This is a genomic window from Vibrio sp. 2092, from assembly GCF_033339635.1.
Lineage (GTDB): Bacteria > Pseudomonadota > Gammaproteobacteria > Enterobacterales > Vibrionaceae > Vibrio > Vibrio alginolyticus.
The window spans coordinates 80,049-97,641 of the sequence record NZ_JAWOUY010000010.1 but is presented as its reverse complement, the minus strand read 5'-3'; the positions used below and the strand labels follow the sequence as shown (position 1 = coordinate 97,641).

Below are 17,593 nucleotides of genomic sequence, written 5' to 3'. Positions count from 1 at the left end.
GAAGAAACAGATATGACAATTGAAATTCTGGTTCCAGATTTACCTGAATCAGTTGCTGATGCAACCGTAGCGACATGGCACAAACAACCAGGCGACGCAGTAGAGCGTGACGAGGTTTTGGTTGACATCGAAACAGACAAAGTTGTGCTAGAAGTTCCAGCTCCGGAAGCTGGCGTTTTAGAAGCTATTGTTGAAGCAGAAGGTGCGACAGTACTTTCTAAACAAATTATTGCTAAATTGAAGCCAGGCGCAGTTGCAGGTGAACCAACTGCAGACAAAACAGAAGGTACTGAAGCATCTCCTGATAAGCGTCACAAAGCTGCGCTTAGCGAAGAAAGTAATGACGCACTAAGCCCAGCAGTGCGCCGTTTGTTGGCTGAACATGGCTTAGAAGCAAGCCAAGTGAAAGGCACTGGTGTTGGTGGTCGTATTACGCGCGAAGATATTGAAGCGCATCTTGCGAACGCTAAATCTGCGTCAAAAGAAGACTCGCCAGCAGTGGTTGACGTGCCAGCAGCAGCTCGCAGTCAGAAACGTGTTCCAATGACTCGCCTTCGTAAGACAGTTGCTAACCGTCTGCTAGAAGCGAAGAACAACACGGCAATGCTAACGACGTTTAACGAAGTCAACATGAAACCAATCATGGACCTTCGTAAGCAGTACAAAGATCAGTTCGAAGAGCGTCACGGTATTCGTTTGGGCTTCATGTCTTTCTACGTGAAAGCAGTAACAGAAGCGCTTAAGCGTTACCCAGAAGTAAATGCTTCGATTGATGGCGATGACATTGTTTACCACAACTACTTCGACATTAGCATGGCGGTATCAACGCCACGTGGTCTAGTTACACCTGTCCTAAAAGACTGTGACAAGCTTGGTTTCGCTGATGTTGAAAAAGGCATCAAAGAGCTGGCTATTAAAGGTCGTGATGGCAAGCTAACGGTAGACGAGCTAATGGGCGGTAACTTCACTATCACAAACGGTGGTGTGTTCGGTTCACTAATGTCTACACCAATCATCAACCCACCTCAATCAGCGATTCTTGGTATGCATAAGATCCAAGAGCGTCCGATGGCAGTGGATGGCAAAGTTGAAATCTTGCCGATGATGTACCTAGCGTTATCTTACGATCACCGCCTAATTGACGGTCGTGAATCAGTTGGTTTCCTAGTAACGATTAAAGAGTTACTAGAGGACCCAGCACGTCTCCTATTAGACGTTTAATATCGCTAAAACGTCTAGTTATCGTAGGTAGCTAGACGTTAAAAATTTCAATGGCTAGACTAGCTCAACGTTTGGCCTTCATTTGAATCCTTCAGTATGAGAACTCATGATGAAGGATTGATTTGAGAAGACCCTACAGACGTACAAGCAGCCAAGACTGCAGCGTTATGGAAATAATAAATCCCTTAAGGGAAAAACAAACGGAATATCGAAATGAATTTGCATGAATACCAAGCCAAACAGCTGTTTGCAGAATTCGGTTTGCCTGTGCCAGAAGGCTACGCGTGTGATACACCACAAGAAGCTTTTGAAGCCGCAGGCCGTATTAGTACAGCCAAGAAAGTAGTTAAATGTCAGGTTCACGCTGGTGGCCGTGGTAAAGCGGGTGGCGTAGAGCTACACGATACAAAAGAAGGCGTTAAAGAGTTTGCACAGAAGTGGTTAGGTAAAAACCTAGTGACTTACCAAACAGACGCAAATGGTCAGCCAGTAACAAAAATCCTTGTTGAAGAAGCTTCAAATATTGCGAACGAACTATACCTAGGTGCGGTAGTTGACCGTGCTAGCCGTAAGATCGTTTTCATGGCTTCTACCGAAGGTGGTGTGGAAATTGAAAAAGTTGCGGAAGAAACGCCGGAACTCATCCACAAAGCAGCAATTGACCCACTAGTAGGTCCACAAGCTTACCAAGGTCGTGAGCTAGCGTTCAAACTTGGTCTTGAAGGCGACCAAATCAAACAATTCGTTAAGATCTTTATGGGTCTTGGCACTATGTTCTCTCAGTACGATCTTGCTCTGCTAGAGATCAACCCACTTGTGATTACTGGCGAAGGCAACTTGCTATGTCTTGACGGTAAGATCAACATCGACTCAAACGCACTGTATCGTCAGCCTAAGCTTCGTGAAATGCACGATCCTTCACAAGAAGATGAGCGTGAAGCACACGCAGCTCAGTGGGAGCTGAACTACGTAGCACTAGACGGTAACGTTGGCTGTATGGTTAACGGTGCAGGCCTAGCAATGGGTACGATGGATATCGTAAACCTACACGGCGGCAAACCAGCTAACTTCTTAGATGTAGGTGGCGGCGCGACGAAAGAGCGTGTTGCTGAAGCATTCAAGATCATCCTATCTGATGACAATGTGAAAGCGGTACTTGTTAACATCTTCGGTGGTATTGTACGTTGTGACATGATCGCAGAAGGTATTATCGGTGCGGTTAAAGAGGTAGGCGTAAGCGTACCTGTTGTTGTTCGTCTTGAAGGTACTAACGCTGACCTAGGTCGCGAAGTTCTTGCTAATTCTGATGTTGATATCATTGCTGCTGAGTCGCTAACTGATGCTGCTCAGAAAGTTGTTGCTGCTGCGGAGGCTAAATAATGTCTGTATTAATTAACAAAGACACTAAAGTAATCTGTCAGGGGTTCACTGGTGGTCAAGGTACTTTCCACTCAGAGCAAGCTATCGCATACGGTACGCAAATGGTTGGTGGTGTGTCTCCAGGTAAAGGCGGCCAAACTCACCTAGGTCTTCCTGTATTCAACACAGTTCGTGAAGCAGTAGAAGCGACTGGTGCAACAGCGACAGTCATCTACGTACCAGCACCTTTCTGTAAAGATGCAATCCTAGAAGCGATTGACGCGGGTATCGAGCTAATCGTAACGATTACTGAAGGTATCCCTACTACAGATATGATCGACGTAAAAGTGAAGCTAGAAGAAACCGGCGTTCGCATGATTGGTCCTAACTGTCCGGGCGTTATCACTCCTGATGAGTGTAAGATCGGTATCATGCCTGGTCACATCCACAAGAAAGGCAAAGTAGGTATTGTATCTCGTAGCGGTACTCTAACTTACGAAGCAGTTAAGCAAACCACTGACGAAGGTTTCGGCCAGTCTACTTGTGTTGGTATCGGTGGTGACCCAATCCCGGGTTCAAACTTCATTGATATCCTAAAACTGTTCCAAGAAGACCCTGAGACAGAAGCGATCGTTATGATCGGTGAGATCGGTGGTACTGCAGAAGAAGAAGCAGCAGCATACATTAAAGAAAATGTAACGAAGCCAGTGGTTTCTTACATTGCTGGTGTAACTGCACCTCCTGGTAAGCGTATGGGCCATGCTGGTGCGATTATCTCTGGTGGTAAAGGTACTGCTGAAGACAAATTTGCTGCACTAGAAGCGGCTGGCGTTAAAACTGTGAAATCTCTAGCAGAGATTGGCCAAGGTCTACGTGAAGTGACGGGTTGGTAATCGACCACACTACTTAATAAGTATTAAAAAGCCTGCGACTTCGCAGGCTTTTCTTTTTCCGTTTCCGTGGGTTTATGTTTGTTGTTAGCAAGGTCTTTCGCGTTTAATGCTCATGCGATTATGCTTTGCTTTTAATCAGCTGGCTCAGCATAAATAAGGATGTTGCGCTGATCACTACGGAAGGGCCGGCCGGTGTATCGAAGTGCCATGATAGGCTAAGCCCCATCAGTACTGCCACTGAGCCAATAATGGATGCGAACAATGCCATTTGCTCTGGTGATGAAGAGACTTTACGTGCTGTTGCTGCTGGGATAATTAGGAGCGAAGTCATGATCAACGCGCCAACGAACTTCATACCTACTGCGATTACTACACCCACCATTAGCATTAACACCAATCTAACTAAGTCTGTATTCACGCCCTCAACAGCGGCAAGTTCTTCACTAACAGTGCTAGAAAGCAGTGGGCGCCAGAAGACGTACAAACACGCGCTTACCGCAACAACACCTGCGTAAATAAACATCAGATCTTGTGGAGAGACGGCAAGTAAGTCCCCAAATAGGTAGCTCATTAAATCGACGCGCACGTTTTCCAAAAAGCTAACCGATACTAAACCGATAGAGAGTGCACTGTGTGCCAAGATACCTAACAACGTGTCTGTAGCCACAAGTTGTTGCTTTTGCAGAGTGACAAGCAAAACGGCCAGAGCTAAACAGCAGACGAGTAGCGCAAGGTAGAGATTTACGTTGAGCAAGAAGCCCAGCGCTAGGCCCATTAACGATGCATGAGCTAGGGTATCTCCGAAGTAAGCCATTTTACGCCAAACGACAAATGACCCAAGTGGACCGGCAATGATCGCGATACCAATACCAGCAAGAATAGAAGGTAGGAGAAACTCAATCATGATGGTGATGTCCGTGTTTATGGTGGGAGCATGATGTCGCATCACCGCTTACTGGCGTTCCGGATAAATCGTGATGATGGTGCTCATGGTCGTGATGATAAAACGCGAGAGACTCTCTCGCAGCATTGCCAAATAGTGCGATGTAAGAAGGGTGCTGAGTAATAGTGGCAGGTGAACCTGAGCAGCAAACATGGTGATGCAGACAAATAACATCGTCCGTTTTCGCCATCACTAAATGTAAGTCATGCGACACCATAAATACGCCACAATCAAAGCGGTGACGAATGCTCTCAATTAAGTCATAGAGATCGATTTGACCTTGGATATCCACACCCTGAGCTGGTTCGTCTAATACCAACAGCTGAGGACGCTGAAGCAGAGCGCGAGCCAGTAACACTCGTTGGTTTTCACCACCGGATAAGCGATGCATATTACTATTAAGTAAATGTTCAGCGCCAACAAGCCTTAATGCATCAATGCACTCCTGCTTACTGTATTTTCCTGCTAAATTTAGAAAGCGGGTTACATTCAATGGAAGGGAGTCATTGAGCTTCAACTTTTGAGGAACGTAACCAATTTTCAGTTTTCTTTGTCGGTTCAACTTGCCGCTAGTTGGCTTTTGAAGACCTAAGATAACTTTGACTAACGTTGATTTTCCCGCTCCATTGGGACCAATTAGGGTAGTTATTTTGCCCTTTTCTAATTCCATACTAATGTTATCGAGAACTCTGCGGCCATCGAACTCGACGCATAACTGCTCAAGATGGACTAAGGAAGACATGAATGAAACTCATTTGCAAATCAATAATGTTATAATGTAACATTATCTCACTTTCCACGCCATATCCCAAGTAAAACTATGAAAAGAGCATTAATTCTTGCTGCCTCAGCAATGTTAACACTGCCAGCACAGGCGGTAACGGTACTGACGAGTATCAAACCTATTCAGTTGTTAGTAACAGAGCTTACTCAAGGAGTAACTTCACCAGACGTGCTATTGCAGTCTAACACATCACCCCATGACTATGCTTTGCGTCCATCGGATGTTAAAAAGGTCGCTTCGGCTGATTTGGTTATCTGGTACGGACATGATCTTGAACCGTTTCTAGAGAAAGTTGTTTCGGATAGATCGAATACTTTGACTATTAGTCAAATTCCAAATCTAGAATTGCGTGAATTTGATAGTGAGCACAACCATGACCATGATGGGCACGATCATGGCTCACATGATCCGCACTTTTGGCTAGGTGTAAGCCAAGCACAACAAGTGGCCAAGGCTGTTGTGAATCAACTTGTATCACTTGATCCGGAAAATGCAGCTCAATATCAAGCGAACCTCAAAAAGTTTGAACTCGAGCTAAAAGACACTGACCAACAGATAAAGCAGAAGCTGGCACCAGTAAAAAACAAAGGTTACTTTGTATTCCATGATGCTTACGGTTATTTCGAAGATCGTTATGAACTAAATCAAATGGGGCATTTTACTGTGAGCCCAGAACGCAAGCCAGGAGCGAAGACCTTAATTCAAATTCGTCAAAAGCTAAGTGGTGGAGATGTGGCTTGTGTATTTTCTGAACCTCAGTTTACCCCGGCTGTCGTTCAGAGCGTAATGAGAGGCAGTGATGTCGCTAAAGGCGAGCTTGACCCGTTAGGGAGTACAATTGAAGCAAAACCTGGCAGTTACTTTACTTTTCTCAACAATATGGCGAATAGTTTTGAGCAATGCTTGAACAAAAAGTCAGATTAAGTGCTGTCGTAATGTAGGAGTAGTCTTTTTAACGTGATCCAGTAGTAAGAATTACAACCTTTGGTAAGGCGAGCCTTTTCTCAGAAAGTAATTGAGATATCATTACCAATAATTATCAGCTCAAAATAACCGTATCAATCCATGTTTTACAAACGATGAACGGTCACTTTCAGAGCACAAATTGATACAAAAGGTTTTCGTCTTGCTACGCCAATTAGCCCTTGCTCTGTTGGGCTTTGTCTTATCCTACCAAGCATTTGCGCTTCATAATGCAAATGCAATCTTTTACCCTTTGCCAACTCAGGCAAAGGGTACTTTTATCGCGGCTAAAAAGTTGTTCTTGGGTGAAAAGGGCGGTTTGTGGATTCATGACGTACACGGGAGAGTCCTGTTTTACGATGGTCAAACTATATTGCCTAAATCAGGTAGCTTCCTACAAACGTCGGCCAAGCAGTTGGCCTATCATAAAGGTGCTTTTTGGACCTTTATTGAAAATGAGGTCTATCGAACTTATCCAAATCAGGAGCGACGTTTAGTCTTTAGTTTAAATCCAGGCTCACAAATAAGAAAAATAGGGTCTTCAAAGAACTATATTTGGGTGAGTGATGGCGCGCATTTCTATACCTACAATATCGACACTAGCGAGTTAAACTCTTTCTCTCTATTGCAGCTCTATCAACATAGTAATAATAGCTACGTTTACATTAATGATGCGGTGCTAGTTGAAACGAAGTGGGCACTAGCAACGACTTCCGGCTTCTATCTTTCTGAAGGTGATAAGTTTGACCATGTCGCTGCCTCAGGTCAAAACTACATTGAGAAAGTCTATTATTCACACACGCGAAGAGAAATTTTGATAGGTACATTGCGTGGCGCTTTAATTTTCAACATTTACCAGCCTGATAAAGAAGTGATTAGAATTGGCGGCTCACATGTTTTGACATTCGCAGAGACAAATCAAGAGTATTGGGTGGGGACAGAGCATGGCCTTTATTTGTACTCATTTTTTTCAGGTGAGGTCACCGAAGTCGCGCCTGCAAGTTTTCTTGAGTTAGAGTTAGATAACACGAAGATTTATTCGTTGTTGAGCGACAATATGGGAGGGATGTGGATTGCGACTAACCAAGGTATTCGTTATTACTCGCTATTTAGTAAAAAATTTGAACGAGTGACCTTTAGTAGTTATGACTCACACACCCTGTCAGGACGAATTCGGCAAACTATTGAAGGTCCTGATGGTGCGCTTTGGTTTGCTGATGACCGAAAGATTTATCGTTCAGGAAAGAGTGGGATTAACCAAGTCTTAGAGTTGGAGTCGCAGATCAATGAATTTGCGTTTCAAAACGGCATGCTTTGGCTTGCAACCTCAAAAGGGCTGGAAATATTTGAGCTAAATGGTCTCAACAAGATTACATTTCCTTATTTACAGGTTATGGCTGGACATGCAGTAGAGCATGTGACCGTTGATGGTGATGACCGTCTTTGGGTATCAAGCGGATACCATCTTTACAATGTTGATACTGCTGCACAAAGCGTACGAAACTTTGGAAGTGAGTGGCTAGTAAGTCAGTATTTGCCTGCTAAGGTTACGCGCCTATATGATACTGAAGATGCCCTATTAATAGGCACCGATCATGGCGTATACCAATACAGTAATGACAACATCCAGTTTATCCGTTTTTCAGAAAAGTTTGGTGAATCATTAGACATGACCACGGCGGTTGATGGCAGCCAGTGGTTTGCTTCATCTTATGGTGTGTTTAAAACAGATACACGAAGCGATGAAAAACGTGTTGTTGAAATGAGTGAGCCCAACGCCAGACCTGCTTGCTTGATCAGAGACAGGCAAGGTGTATGGTTAGCTTCCTCTGTTGGTTTAAGCTATTACCACCTTTCGGGTGAGTTAGTGAAACATTACTCATCGTCATCAGGCTTAATGAACAATGAGTTCCTCCCTGGTATTTGTAGCGTTATACAGCAGACAGAAATTGGTGAGCGAGAGCTTGTTCTGGGGTCGAAGTACGGACTCGTAAAAGCAGAAGCATCCAAGCTGCTTGTATCTAATCCCCCAGAGTCTAAGTTTATTGTTAGCCAAGTTGTGCTTGAAAATGAAGTTCTGCAAGTTGGTAGTGCCGATCTGAATGGGATCACACTGCCATATGGATCTTCGCTGAGTTTTTTATTCGGTGTGATGCCAAAACCAGACAGTCAAAATTTGTACTATCGATTGAACAACGATGACCCATGGCAAACGTTAGAGGGGGGCCAACTGACACTCGAGCACCTTAGTTCCGGTGAATATCACTTGCAGGTCAGTAATGAGTCTCAAGTTGCCACTGGAGTCGTTGGTTTAGAATCTCACTTTATCGTCCTTCATCCTTGGTATCTATCGCGATTTGCTATTTTAGGCTTTGTCGTAGCTAGTATTGCGGTCGTCGCATTACTTGTTTTCTGGCGCTCTCGCTACGTTGTACAGGCTAACCGTGATCTAGCAGCTCAAGTGACTCTCAAAACGAATCAGTTAAGACATCAAAGTAGAGTGTTGCTTACGAGCAACCAGCAATTACGTAAACAGATTCAAGTTAGAAACCTACTCGTAGACCATGTAGCTCTATCCATAAAATCAAGCGTCGACTTTATTGTGGCGAAACTACCTATGCCTCTCGATACTGCGACGGAGGATCATTTGGCTAAAACGAATTGGCAGTTAAATGAACTCAAAAGCGTTCCAAGTGATGTAAGTGGTGGGAGTCAGAACTACAACTTGAGTCAGATAACTCAGTCAGTGGTTGATGTATGGCAAGATGACTTTGCAAAAGCGGGTATTTTGGTAGAGCTAGAAGATGAGAGTAAGCAGAGCCGGGTTGCTCTGGAAAGCTTTAATCTTGATGTTATTTTCAATAGCATTTTTGCCAATATCATCAAGCGCTCTTTCCGGGGTCAAACGGTTAGAATTATGCTAGAAAAGGGGCATGATATTGTGTCATTGAGCTTTCTTGATTACGGGACGCAATTACCTAATAAAGTCGCGACTGGGCTTCCATCTAACTTAAATCACTCTGAGTTGAGTATTGACCACCTTGCCCAACTAGTGACAACGAGTGGTGGTTATTTGGCTGTCTTCTCTTCTGATGCTCAAAACAAAGTCGAGATTACATGGCCATCTGCGAAGGAAAGTAGTTATCTGGATGAACCGCAGCAAGAACTCAATCCTGTAACTATTGCAGAAGATCAAGTCACACCAGAGAAAGAGTGGTTGCAAAAAGTCTATCAATTAGTGGCAGAGCATTACCATGATCCTGAATTTGGCACTGCGTCAGCCGCTAAAATGCTGTATATGTCTGAACGCTCTTTGCAGAGACGTTTTAAATCTGCCTCGTCAAGAACGTTAAAAGACTATGTCACAGAGGTTCGTTTAGAAACGGCGTGTGAACAGTTATTGGCGGGTGAGAAAATCAGTGAAGTCGCCTTTAACTGTGGCTTTAATGATCCATCTTACTTTAGCCAAAAGTTTAAGCTGCATTTTGGTTTGCCCCCTTCCAAGTTTGCTTTGACTCAAGAAAGCCAAGAAATTAACTAGAAAACCTTCATTATACGCTCCCTAGTTAATAGTTAAGATGCTGGGGAGCTGCATACAGTGCTCTATTATTGCTGCAGTTGCTAACGCAGTAAGTTTCATTGTTTCTTCATCACATCTAGCCTACAAATCCATTCTCAACACGTAAGCACGATCACGTTCTATCTGTTAGTCGCGATGTTCATAGCAATAAGCATAAATGGCTTCAAGAGAATGATTTACTGATAGTTGCAACAAATAAATGACAGTTGTATTGCTGTATCAAAAGAGCGTGGTTCATTTGGGGGAGTGATGGCATGCGACATTCGTGAAAACGAAAACTGTGTTGAAAAGATGAATAAGGTAAAGAAGTTTTGAAAGAGGTGAAAAAAATATCGTGGTATAGCCGGGGGGACTATACCACGGGTGTCAAGGACACCTTCGCTTGCTGCCGGAGTGACATGTTGCCATGCCACCTCTGGAATTTATTAGAGAGGTTGCCCTCTCGATGGAGTAACTATACGAGAGGTTACTTATTTTTCTTATAAAAATAACGCCATGTTTATATGAGAAAAGCGACAACGTTTGGTTTTTTACTTAAGCCATTGTTTTAATTTGAATTTTTTGTTTTCTGTCTTGGTTTGTGACATTTTTGTTTCGTTAGGTGTCATTTGTAATTGTTAATTTTGACGTAAATAACGAGAGGAAATTTACGAAGTTAACGTTTGAAAGCGTGAAAACATTTACGGAATCTTTGATTTCACACAAGGATTGAAGGGGTATAGGGGAGTAATATTGGCAACCTAAACTTATTAAATAATAATATTTCTCATTAGCAATACTCTTAAGGGCCACTATGAAGTTATCAGAGATTAATCCTGGCGATACGGTGACGATTCGGTTGTTAGATGGTCTTTCATCAGATATCAGAAAGAAACTCATGGTAATGGGGCTGCTTCCCAATACAGAAGTCAAAGTGATTCGACGTGCGCCAATGGGCGATCCTTTACAAGTCGAAGTCCGTGGTGTGTCTGTCGCATTGCGAGAAACAATTGCTCAGAAAATTGAAGTGGAGCGAGTGTAATGCAATATCAAGTGCTAACCGTAGGTAACCCTAATAGTGGTAAAACGACGCTATTTAATGGTTTAACTGGCGCAAAACAGCAAGTTGGTAACTGGGCAGGCGTCACGATTGAAAAGAAAACGGGACAATTCAAGCATGCTGGGGATGAGTTTTTGCTCACTGACCTTCCGGGTATTTACTCATTAGACAGTGGTAATGATAGTAATAGTATTGATGAATCCATCGCATCGCGTGCGGTTCTAACTCATCCTGCTGATCTCATTATTAACGTGGTGGATGCTACAAGTTTAGAGCGCAGCTTATACATGACGCTGCAACTTCGCGAACTTGGTCGCCCTATGATTGTTGTCCTCAACAAGATGGATGCGCTAAAGCGTGAACGTCAGATGATTAACGTTGCAGAGCTTGAGAAAACGTTAGGTTGTCCGGTTGTCAGTTTATCTGCAACCAATAAAACTCAAGTGGCAGAGTTTAAAGAAAAGCTCCATAAATCCATCGTTCAAGGAGTGCCACTTAAAGAATTGTCTTTGCATTACGGTGAGAAGATGGAGTCGGCAATTCAAACGGTTTCCGCACTTTTTAACGACCAAAACGTCGCTCATCGTGCACTAGCGATTCGTGCGCTTGAAAAAGACACAATGGTGCTCAATAGTCTTTCTGATATTGATAGAAGCAAAGTCTTGGAAGTCATTACGACGTTAGATTTGGATATCGATTTGCATGTCGCGGATACTAAGTACACGCATCTGCATGAACAGTGTAAAAAAGTTCGCCGAAGCGAAGGCAAGTTAAGTCGTAGTGTGACTGAAAGACTCGACCAGTTTATTTTGAACAAGTGGATTGGAATTCCTTTCTTCTTTGTTGTTATGTACCTGATGTTTATGTTCTCGATTAACATCGGTAGTGCATTTATCGACTTTTTTGACATTGGTGTGGGCGCATTATTGGTTGATGGTGGGCATCACTTGTTAGACGGTCATTTGCCTGTGTGGTTAGTGACGGTTCTTGCTGATGGTATCGGTGGTGGTATCCAGACGGTTGCAACCTTCATTCCGGTTATCGCGTGTTTGTACCTCTTCCTAGCGGTACTTGAGAGCTCAGGTTACATGGCTCGTGCAGCATTCGTACTAGATAAAGTGATGCAGAAGATCGGCCTACCGGGCAAAGCATTTGTACCGTTGGTTCTTGGTTTTGGCTGTAACGTACCGTCAATCATGGCAACTCGTACTCTAGACCAAGAACGTGAGCGTAAACTGGCTGCCTCTATGGCACCATTTATGTCATGTGGTGCTCGTCTGCCTGTATACGCGCTATTCGCTGCGGCATTCTTCCCAGGTTCTGGCCAGAACATTGTATTCGCACTTTACCTACTTGGTATTGTGGCAGCGATCTTCACAGGTCTTTTCCTTAAGCACACGCTTTACCCAGGTAGCAGCGACAGCCTAGTGATGGAAATGCCAGATTACGAGCTTCCGACGCTACAAAACGTGGTGATCAAAACTTGGCAAAAGCTAAAGCGCTTTGTACTTGGTGCAGGTAAAACCATCGTTATCGTTGTTGCTATTCTGAGTTTCTTCAACTCATTGGGTACTGATGGCAGTTTTGGTAACGAAGACAGCGAAAACTCGGTGCTTTCTAAAGCTGCGCAAGTTGTTACTCCAGTATTCGCGCCAATCGGTGTTCAAGAAGATAACTGGCCAGCGACGGTTGGTATCATTACCGGTATCTTCGCAAAAGAGGCGGTAGTTGGTACGCTTAACAGCCTATACACCACGCCAAGCGACGGTGAAGACGCAGAATTTGATCTAATGGGCAGCCTAGAAGAGGCAGTAATGAGTATCCCTGAAAACCTAGCCGGTTTGAGCTACTCAGATCCACTAGGCATTGAAGTGGGTGACTTAACTGACTCAAATGCCGTTGCCGAAGAACAAGAAGTCGATGCTTCTATCTTCGGTAACATTAAATCGCAGTTTGCTTCTGGCAATGCCGCATTTGCTTACCTAATCTTTATCCTACTGTACACACCTTGTGTGGCGGCGATGGGGGCTTACGTACGTGAGTTTGGTCATAAGTTCGCACGCTTTATCGCGGTTTGGACAATGGGCTTGGCTTACCTATGTGCGACGTTCTACAACCAATTGACGCATTTCGCAGATAGCCCAGTGACAAGTGGCATTTGGATGGCAGTGATCGTAGCTATCTTCTTTGGCACATACCGTGTGTTCAAACGAGTTGGTAAGAAACAAAACGGTGCATTAGAGGCGCAAGTAGCATGATTTTAAAAGAGCTTTATCAATACATTGCAGACAAAGGAACCGTTTCCCAGTCAGATCTGGCTAAGCAGTTTGGGATGAGTGAAGATGGTGCTGACGCGATGTTAAGTGTGTGGATTAAGAAGGGCAAAATTAGCCGCCTAGTTGACACCAATAAAGCTCATGACGTGACTCGTGTTCGCTACTCAGTGACTAAACAAGATGGTTTGTCTCTGACAGTCACCATGTAGCGACTATCAAAATTAGTCACCTAAAAATTATCACGTAAAAACGACAAAGCCGCATCAGCAATGATGCGGCTTTTATTTTGCTGGTTATTGTTTGTGAATACAGCGAAATTAATGTTCTTCAGAGTGTTTAGTCGCGCCTAACTCTAGGAACTTTAAACCAAGACTTAAAACTAAAATCGAAATAGGTAATGTTAAGATCGTCCAATCTAAGCTGTCGAAGTTAATCAGCACGAGCTCTAAGAACTTCACAAACAAGATCACGATGATGACTTCAGCCAAAATGTTTTTTAGATGGCCGATGTTTGGGGTTCTGATCCAATGCAAAACCGACTGCTCTTGTGTTTTCGCTTTAGCTTTGTTGGAAATAAATAGTGTGTAGATGCCGTGAGCAAAGATGAACAAAACTAGTGCGACAAGAAACGTATCCAGTGACTTGATCAAATAAGCGATCGCGATGTCTGCTTTATCTAAATGTGCGAGTGCTTCTGGAGGTGTTTGATTGAGAATGAAGACCGCAAATGCCGAATAGGTTTTTGCTGCACCCATAAGAAAAAGCAAGAATGAAGCAGCCATAGAACAGATAATGGCGATCCAGCTGACGTATCGGAATGTGTTGAAGACTTGTTTCATGATGACCCTCTCTAACTGAGCTGGTAGTCTAAACAAGTTTTATTTTAGTGATAATCCCAGAAAAATGAGAAAGATTGTTACAAATACGTATTAATCTTTCTCTGTCTATTTCAGCCGTATTCAAAGGCGAATTATTTTCGCTAGCAGTGCTTATGCTTTTTGGAAAATAGAACTCAGTGACAGCACATTTTTAATGCGACCAAGCAATTCGTTTTGCTCTTCTTCTGTACGGAATTCACCTTTGGTGTTACCCCAAACCGGTCCCGGCCATGCTACGTCATCTTTGAAGCGAGCAATATGGTGAATGTGCAGCTGTGGCACCATATTACCTAGCGCACCAAGGTTTAGCTTGTCTGGACGGAATGTTGCTTCCAGTGCTTGGCTTACCGCTTGAGACTCTAGCAAAAACTGTTGCTGTTCTTGCATTGGCAAGTGGTGAAGCTCTTTTAGGTTTGCACGTTTAGGGACCAAGATAACCCATGGCACGGCGTTATCTTTATGCAGAAGCGCCACACACAGTGGGAAGTGGCCGATAACGGTGGTGTCTTTTGCCAGTTGAGGGTGCAGTTCAAAACTCATTATGTTGTCCGATTTGAATTGAATGACATCAGTATACGCCAGATAAAACAAAAGGTTGACGCTTTCACGTCAACCTTTGTCATCATTTAGCTTGTGCTACTTAAGCTACCTACGTAAAAGCGGATTACATACGCTCTAGAGTATCAATACCTAGTAGAGACAGACCTTGCTTGATGGTCTTCGCTGTTAGCGCAGCTAGTTTCAGACGGCTTTGTTTCACAGCTTCGTCTTCAGCAACTAGGATAGGGCACGCTTCGTAGAAACTAGAGAACTGACCTGCTAGTTCGAATAGGTAGCTACACATGATGTGCGGTTGGCCTTCGCGAGCGACAGATTGAACCGCTTCTTCGAACTGCATAAGTTTAGCAATAAGTGCTTTCTCTTTCTCATCAGTGATTTTGATGTCGCCTTGGAGAGCGTCCATAGCAACACCAGCTTTAGCGAAAATAGAAGCTACGCGAGTGTATGCATATTGCATGTATGGTGCTGTGTTACCTTCAAACGCTAACATGTTGTCCCAATCGAACACGTAGTCAGTCGTACGGTGTTTAGATAAGTCAGAGTATTTAACCGCTGCCATTGCAACTGTTTTAGAGATCTTCTCTTTTTCTTCCGCATCTAGCTCAGGGTTTTTAGATTCGATCAGTTGTGCTGCACGAACTTCTGCTTCATCTAGAAGGTCGGCAAGGCGAACGGTACCACCCGCACGAGTCTTGAATGGCTTACCATCTTTACCAAGCATCATGCCGAACGCGTGGTGCTCAAGAGATACTGACTCAGGTACGTAGCCTGCCTTACGAACAATTGTCCAAGCTTGCATTAGGTGCTGGTGTTGACGTGAGTCGATGAAGTAAAGCACACGGTCTGCGCTTAGCTCTTCATAACGATATTTTGCACATGCGATGTCTGTTGTTGTGTATAGGAAACCGCCATCGCGTTTTTGAACGATAACGCCCATTGGTTCGCCATCTTTGTTCTTGTATTCATCTAGGAATACAACTTGCGCGCCATCATCTTCAACGGCAAGACCTTGTTCTTTTAGGTCTGCAACGATCTTAGGAAGCATGTCGTTGTACATGCTCTCGCCCATCACGTCGTCACGAGTCAGTGACACGTTTAGACGGTCGTAGTTGCGCTGGTTTTGGATCATGGTTACATCAACGAGTTTTTTCCACATTTCTGCACAGTACTCGTCACCGCTTTGCAGTTTCACAACGTAGTTTCGCGCCTTTACTGCGAAGTCTTCATCTTCATCGTACAGCTTTTTCGATTCGCGGTAGAAGCCTTCAAGGTCCGCAAGCTCCATAGAAACTTCGCCAGACTCTTGTTGTACACGTTCAAGGTTTGCGATAAGCATACCGAACTGAGTACCCCAGTCGCCGATGTGGTTCGCACGGATCACTTTGTGACCTAGGAACTCAAGAGTACGTACCACCGCATCACCGATGATGGTTGAACGTAGGTGACCAACGTGCATTTCTTTAGCTACGTTTGGTGCAGAGTAGTCAGCAACGATAGTTTGAGCTTCGTCTGCTGCAACGCCAAGACGTGAGTCAGCCAGTGCTGCTTCCGCTTGTTTTGCTAGGAACTCTTCGCTTAGGAAAATGTTGATGAAACCAGGACCAGCGATTTCTGTCTTGCTTGCAATACCATCTAGGTCTAGAACATCCAGTACTTTCTGTGCAAATTCTCGTGGGTTAGTACCCAGTTTTTTAGCAACGCCCATTACGCCGTTTGCTTGGTAGTCACCAAATTGTGGCTTTGCTGATTGGCGTACTGCCGCAGGACTGCCTGCAGGTGCGCCAGCGGCTTCTAGAGCCTGAGATACTTTGTCATTAATAAGTGCTTGGATATTCACACGCGTTTCCTTCAATTCAAGGACGAAGAACTCGGCGAAGTAAGTGCCGAGTTCTGTTGGAGTTCACAAAAATGGGGCTAATGATAACAACTTTATTGCTTTTCATACAGAGAGGAATTGGGGAAATTTATACTTTTTCGATTGAATGGAAATGTGGTTTGGTTTGCGTTTACTATTGCGCTCAGAGTAATGAGATAAATCGCCCCAAAAGAGAACCACAATGACGACTCAACTAGTTGAAAAACGCCTAGCGCCTGAATTGATGATCCAAGATTTGGATGCATTTATGGCGAAGATTGAAGAGTTTGCATCCCTGTTAAAACTGGATCTGAGCTTTGCTCAAGCTGACCATATTGCGTTGCGTATTAACGATACTGATACCGCAAAAGCTGCGCATGAGGCTTGGAGTCAATACGGAAAGGTGATTTCACAAGCGAAAATCAACGGTCGCCCAATTATTGTTATTGAGTTCGATAAAGCGTTGGAAAGTCGTGGCTGGAAGATTGAGTGTCTGGAGCTGCCATACCCTGCGGAAGGCAAAATCTACCCAACTGAAAGCTGGGAACATGTGGAGTTTGTGATTCCGTCTCATGCCGAAACCGCAGATGAGTTTCTTGCTGATTTGAGACACACTTATCCAGCGTTTGGCGCACGCTTTAATGAGTTAGAAGAGCTGGGTGTGAAGATCAAACTGTCGAGCCCGAAAGGGGATGGCGAACGCTTGAATAACCCAACAGTGGCGTTTAAGTACCAAGGCATTTGTATCAAACTGCACCCGCATTCACTTAAGCGTATTGTGGAGTCTGAGCAGGCGTAAAACGCTAGGGTGAGAATTGCTGAGTTGCGATAGGCAAAAAGGGAGCCGAGGCTCCCTTTCGTAAGCGAATCACTATTTAGCCAGTGACTTGCTTTTTGGGTTGGTAATGGAAAGTTTTTTGCCTTTCAACTCTTCATCTAAAGGCAGTGTAAAAGTTTTGGCAAACGGCATTCGTTTACAATGATCCGCCTTGTCTCTAACGATAGTAATAAGAGCTTCTGTCTGTGAGCTTTGCTCTATTTTTAGGCTAAAATCATCGTTCTTACTGCAGCCGTTAGACTCTGTGATAAATGAAATTTGACTCTCACTTGTCCTATAAGTCTCTACCATCATTGCTTGGTGCTCAGACGTCTGGTTTGTTTGCAGTCCTGCGTTTGCTGAACATGCAGTTAAACTGATAGTGCCCAAACCAAGTAGGAATATCTTGAGTCTATGTTTCATC

General features: G+C 44.0%; 15 protein-coding genes. 9 read left to right on the top strand and 6 right to left on the bottom strand.

The features are described 5' to 3' along the window. Positions 1–12: 12 nt before the first annotated feature. The 3 genes from odhB to sucD all read left to right on the top strand — a co-directional run bounded on the left by odhB (position 13) and on the right by sucD (position 3,473). The gene (odhB, locus tag R7P80_RS17285; RefSeq protein ID WP_005382177.1) at positions 13–1,221 is read left to right on the top strand and encodes a 2-oxoglutarate dehydrogenase complex dihydrolipoyllysine-residue succinyltransferase; all 1,209 of its coding nucleotides are present in this window, start codon (positions 13–15) and stop codon (positions 1,219–1,221) included. A gap of 213 nt (positions 1,222–1,434) precedes the next feature. Further along, the gene (sucC, locus tag R7P80_RS17280; protein WP_005382179.1) at positions 1,435–2,601 is read left to right on the top strand and encodes an ADP-forming succinate--CoA ligase subunit beta; all 1,167 of its coding nucleotides are present in this window, start codon (positions 1,435–1,437) and stop codon (positions 2,599–2,601) included. Continuing rightward, the gene (gene sucD, locus R7P80_RS17275; protein WP_005382181.1) at positions 2,601–3,473 is read left to right on the top strand and encodes a succinate--CoA ligase subunit alpha; all 873 of its coding nucleotides are present in this window, start codon (positions 2,601–2,603) and stop codon (positions 3,471–3,473) included. The genes sucC and sucD overlap by 1 nt, the downstream gene beginning before the upstream one ends. 118 nt (positions 3,474–3,591) lie before the next feature. Here sucD and znuB read toward each other — a convergent pair whose 3' ends face one another. Further along, positions 3,592–4,377 (bottom strand): zinc ABC transporter permease subunit ZnuB, encoded by a 786-nt coding sequence (gene znuB, locus R7P80_RS17270; RefSeq protein WP_005382183.1) that lies wholly within the window; start codon positions 4,375–4,377, stop codon positions 3,592–3,594. Then, positions 4,370–5,158 carry a zinc ABC transporter ATP-binding protein ZnuC gene (gene znuC / locus R7P80_RS17265; RefSeq protein ID WP_005382185.1) on the bottom strand — a complete coding sequence of 263 codons (789 nt, stop codon included), beginning with the start codon at positions 5,156–5,158 and terminating at the stop codon, positions 4,370–4,372. The genes znuB and znuC overlap by 8 nt, the downstream gene beginning before the upstream one ends. A gap of 78 nt (positions 5,159–5,236) precedes the next feature. Here znuC and znuA point away from each other — a divergent pair, with 78 nt between their 5' ends. The 5 genes from znuA to R7P80_RS17240 all read left to right on the top strand — a co-directional run bounded on the left by znuA (position 5,237) and on the right by R7P80_RS17240 (position 13,267). Further along, positions 5,237–6,124, top strand: a complete 888-nt coding sequence (gene znuA / locus R7P80_RS17260) for a zinc ABC transporter substrate-binding protein ZnuA (RefSeq protein WP_033906913.1) — start codon at positions 5,237–5,239, stop codon at positions 6,122–6,124. Positions 6,125–6,326: 202 nt separating this feature from the next. Continuing rightward, complete coding sequence (locus R7P80_RS17255; RefSeq protein ID WP_053350448.1) at positions 6,327–9,704, top strand: AraC family transcriptional regulator; 3,378 nt, start codon at positions 6,327–6,329, stop codon at positions 9,702–9,704. 832 nt (positions 9,705–10,536) lie between these two features. Continuing rightward, positions 10,537–10,764, top strand: coding sequence for a FeoA family protein (locus R7P80_RS17250; RefSeq protein WP_005382190.1), 228 nt, complete (start codon positions 10,537–10,539; stop codon positions 10,762–10,764). Further along, a complete protein-coding gene (gene feoB, locus R7P80_RS17245; protein ID WP_170897204.1) occupies positions 10,764–13,040 on the top strand; it encodes a Fe(2+) transporter permease subunit FeoB in 2,277 nt (758 codons plus the stop codon). Before R7P80_RS17250 ends, feoB begins: the two co-directional genes overlap by 1 nt. Next, a complete protein-coding gene (locus R7P80_RS17240; protein ID WP_005426709.1) occupies positions 13,037–13,267 on the top strand; it encodes a FeoC-like transcriptional regulator in 231 nt (76 codons plus the stop codon). Before feoB ends, R7P80_RS17240 begins: the two co-directional genes overlap by 4 nt. Positions 13,268–13,375: 108 nt before the next feature. Here the strand turns inward: R7P80_RS17240 and R7P80_RS17235 are convergent, their stop codons facing one another. The 3 genes from R7P80_RS17235 to argS form a co-directional block, all read right to left on the bottom strand. Next, entirely contained in the window at positions 13,376–13,897 is a 522-nt protein-coding gene (locus tag R7P80_RS17235) for a YqhA family protein (protein ID WP_005382193.1), read from the bottom strand. 150 nt (positions 13,898–14,047) lie between these two features. Further along, entirely contained in the window at positions 14,048–14,476 is a 429-nt protein-coding gene (locus tag R7P80_RS17230; protein WP_005382194.1) for an HIT family protein, read from the bottom strand. A gap of 124 nt (positions 14,477–14,600) precedes the next feature. Then, entirely contained in the window at positions 14,601–16,334 is a 1,734-nt protein-coding gene (gene argS / locus R7P80_RS17225; protein WP_005388349.1) for an arginine--tRNA ligase, read from the bottom strand. 220 nt (positions 16,335–16,554) lie between these two features. Between argS and R7P80_RS17220 the strand changes: the two genes are divergently transcribed. Continuing rightward, the gene (locus R7P80_RS17220; protein ID WP_025766980.1) at positions 16,555–17,151 is read left to right on the top strand and encodes a VOC family protein; all 597 of its coding nucleotides are present in this window, start codon (positions 16,555–16,557) and stop codon (positions 17,149–17,151) included. A 72-nt stretch (positions 17,152–17,223) separates the two neighbouring features. On the opposite strand, the gene R7P80_RS17215 is transcribed toward R7P80_RS17220, so the two are convergent. Next, the gene (locus R7P80_RS17215; RefSeq protein ID WP_005382200.1) at positions 17,224–17,592 is read right to left on the bottom strand and encodes a hypothetical protein; all 369 of its coding nucleotides are present in this window, start codon (positions 17,590–17,592) and stop codon (positions 17,224–17,226) included. Position 17,593: the final 1 nt, after the last annotated feature.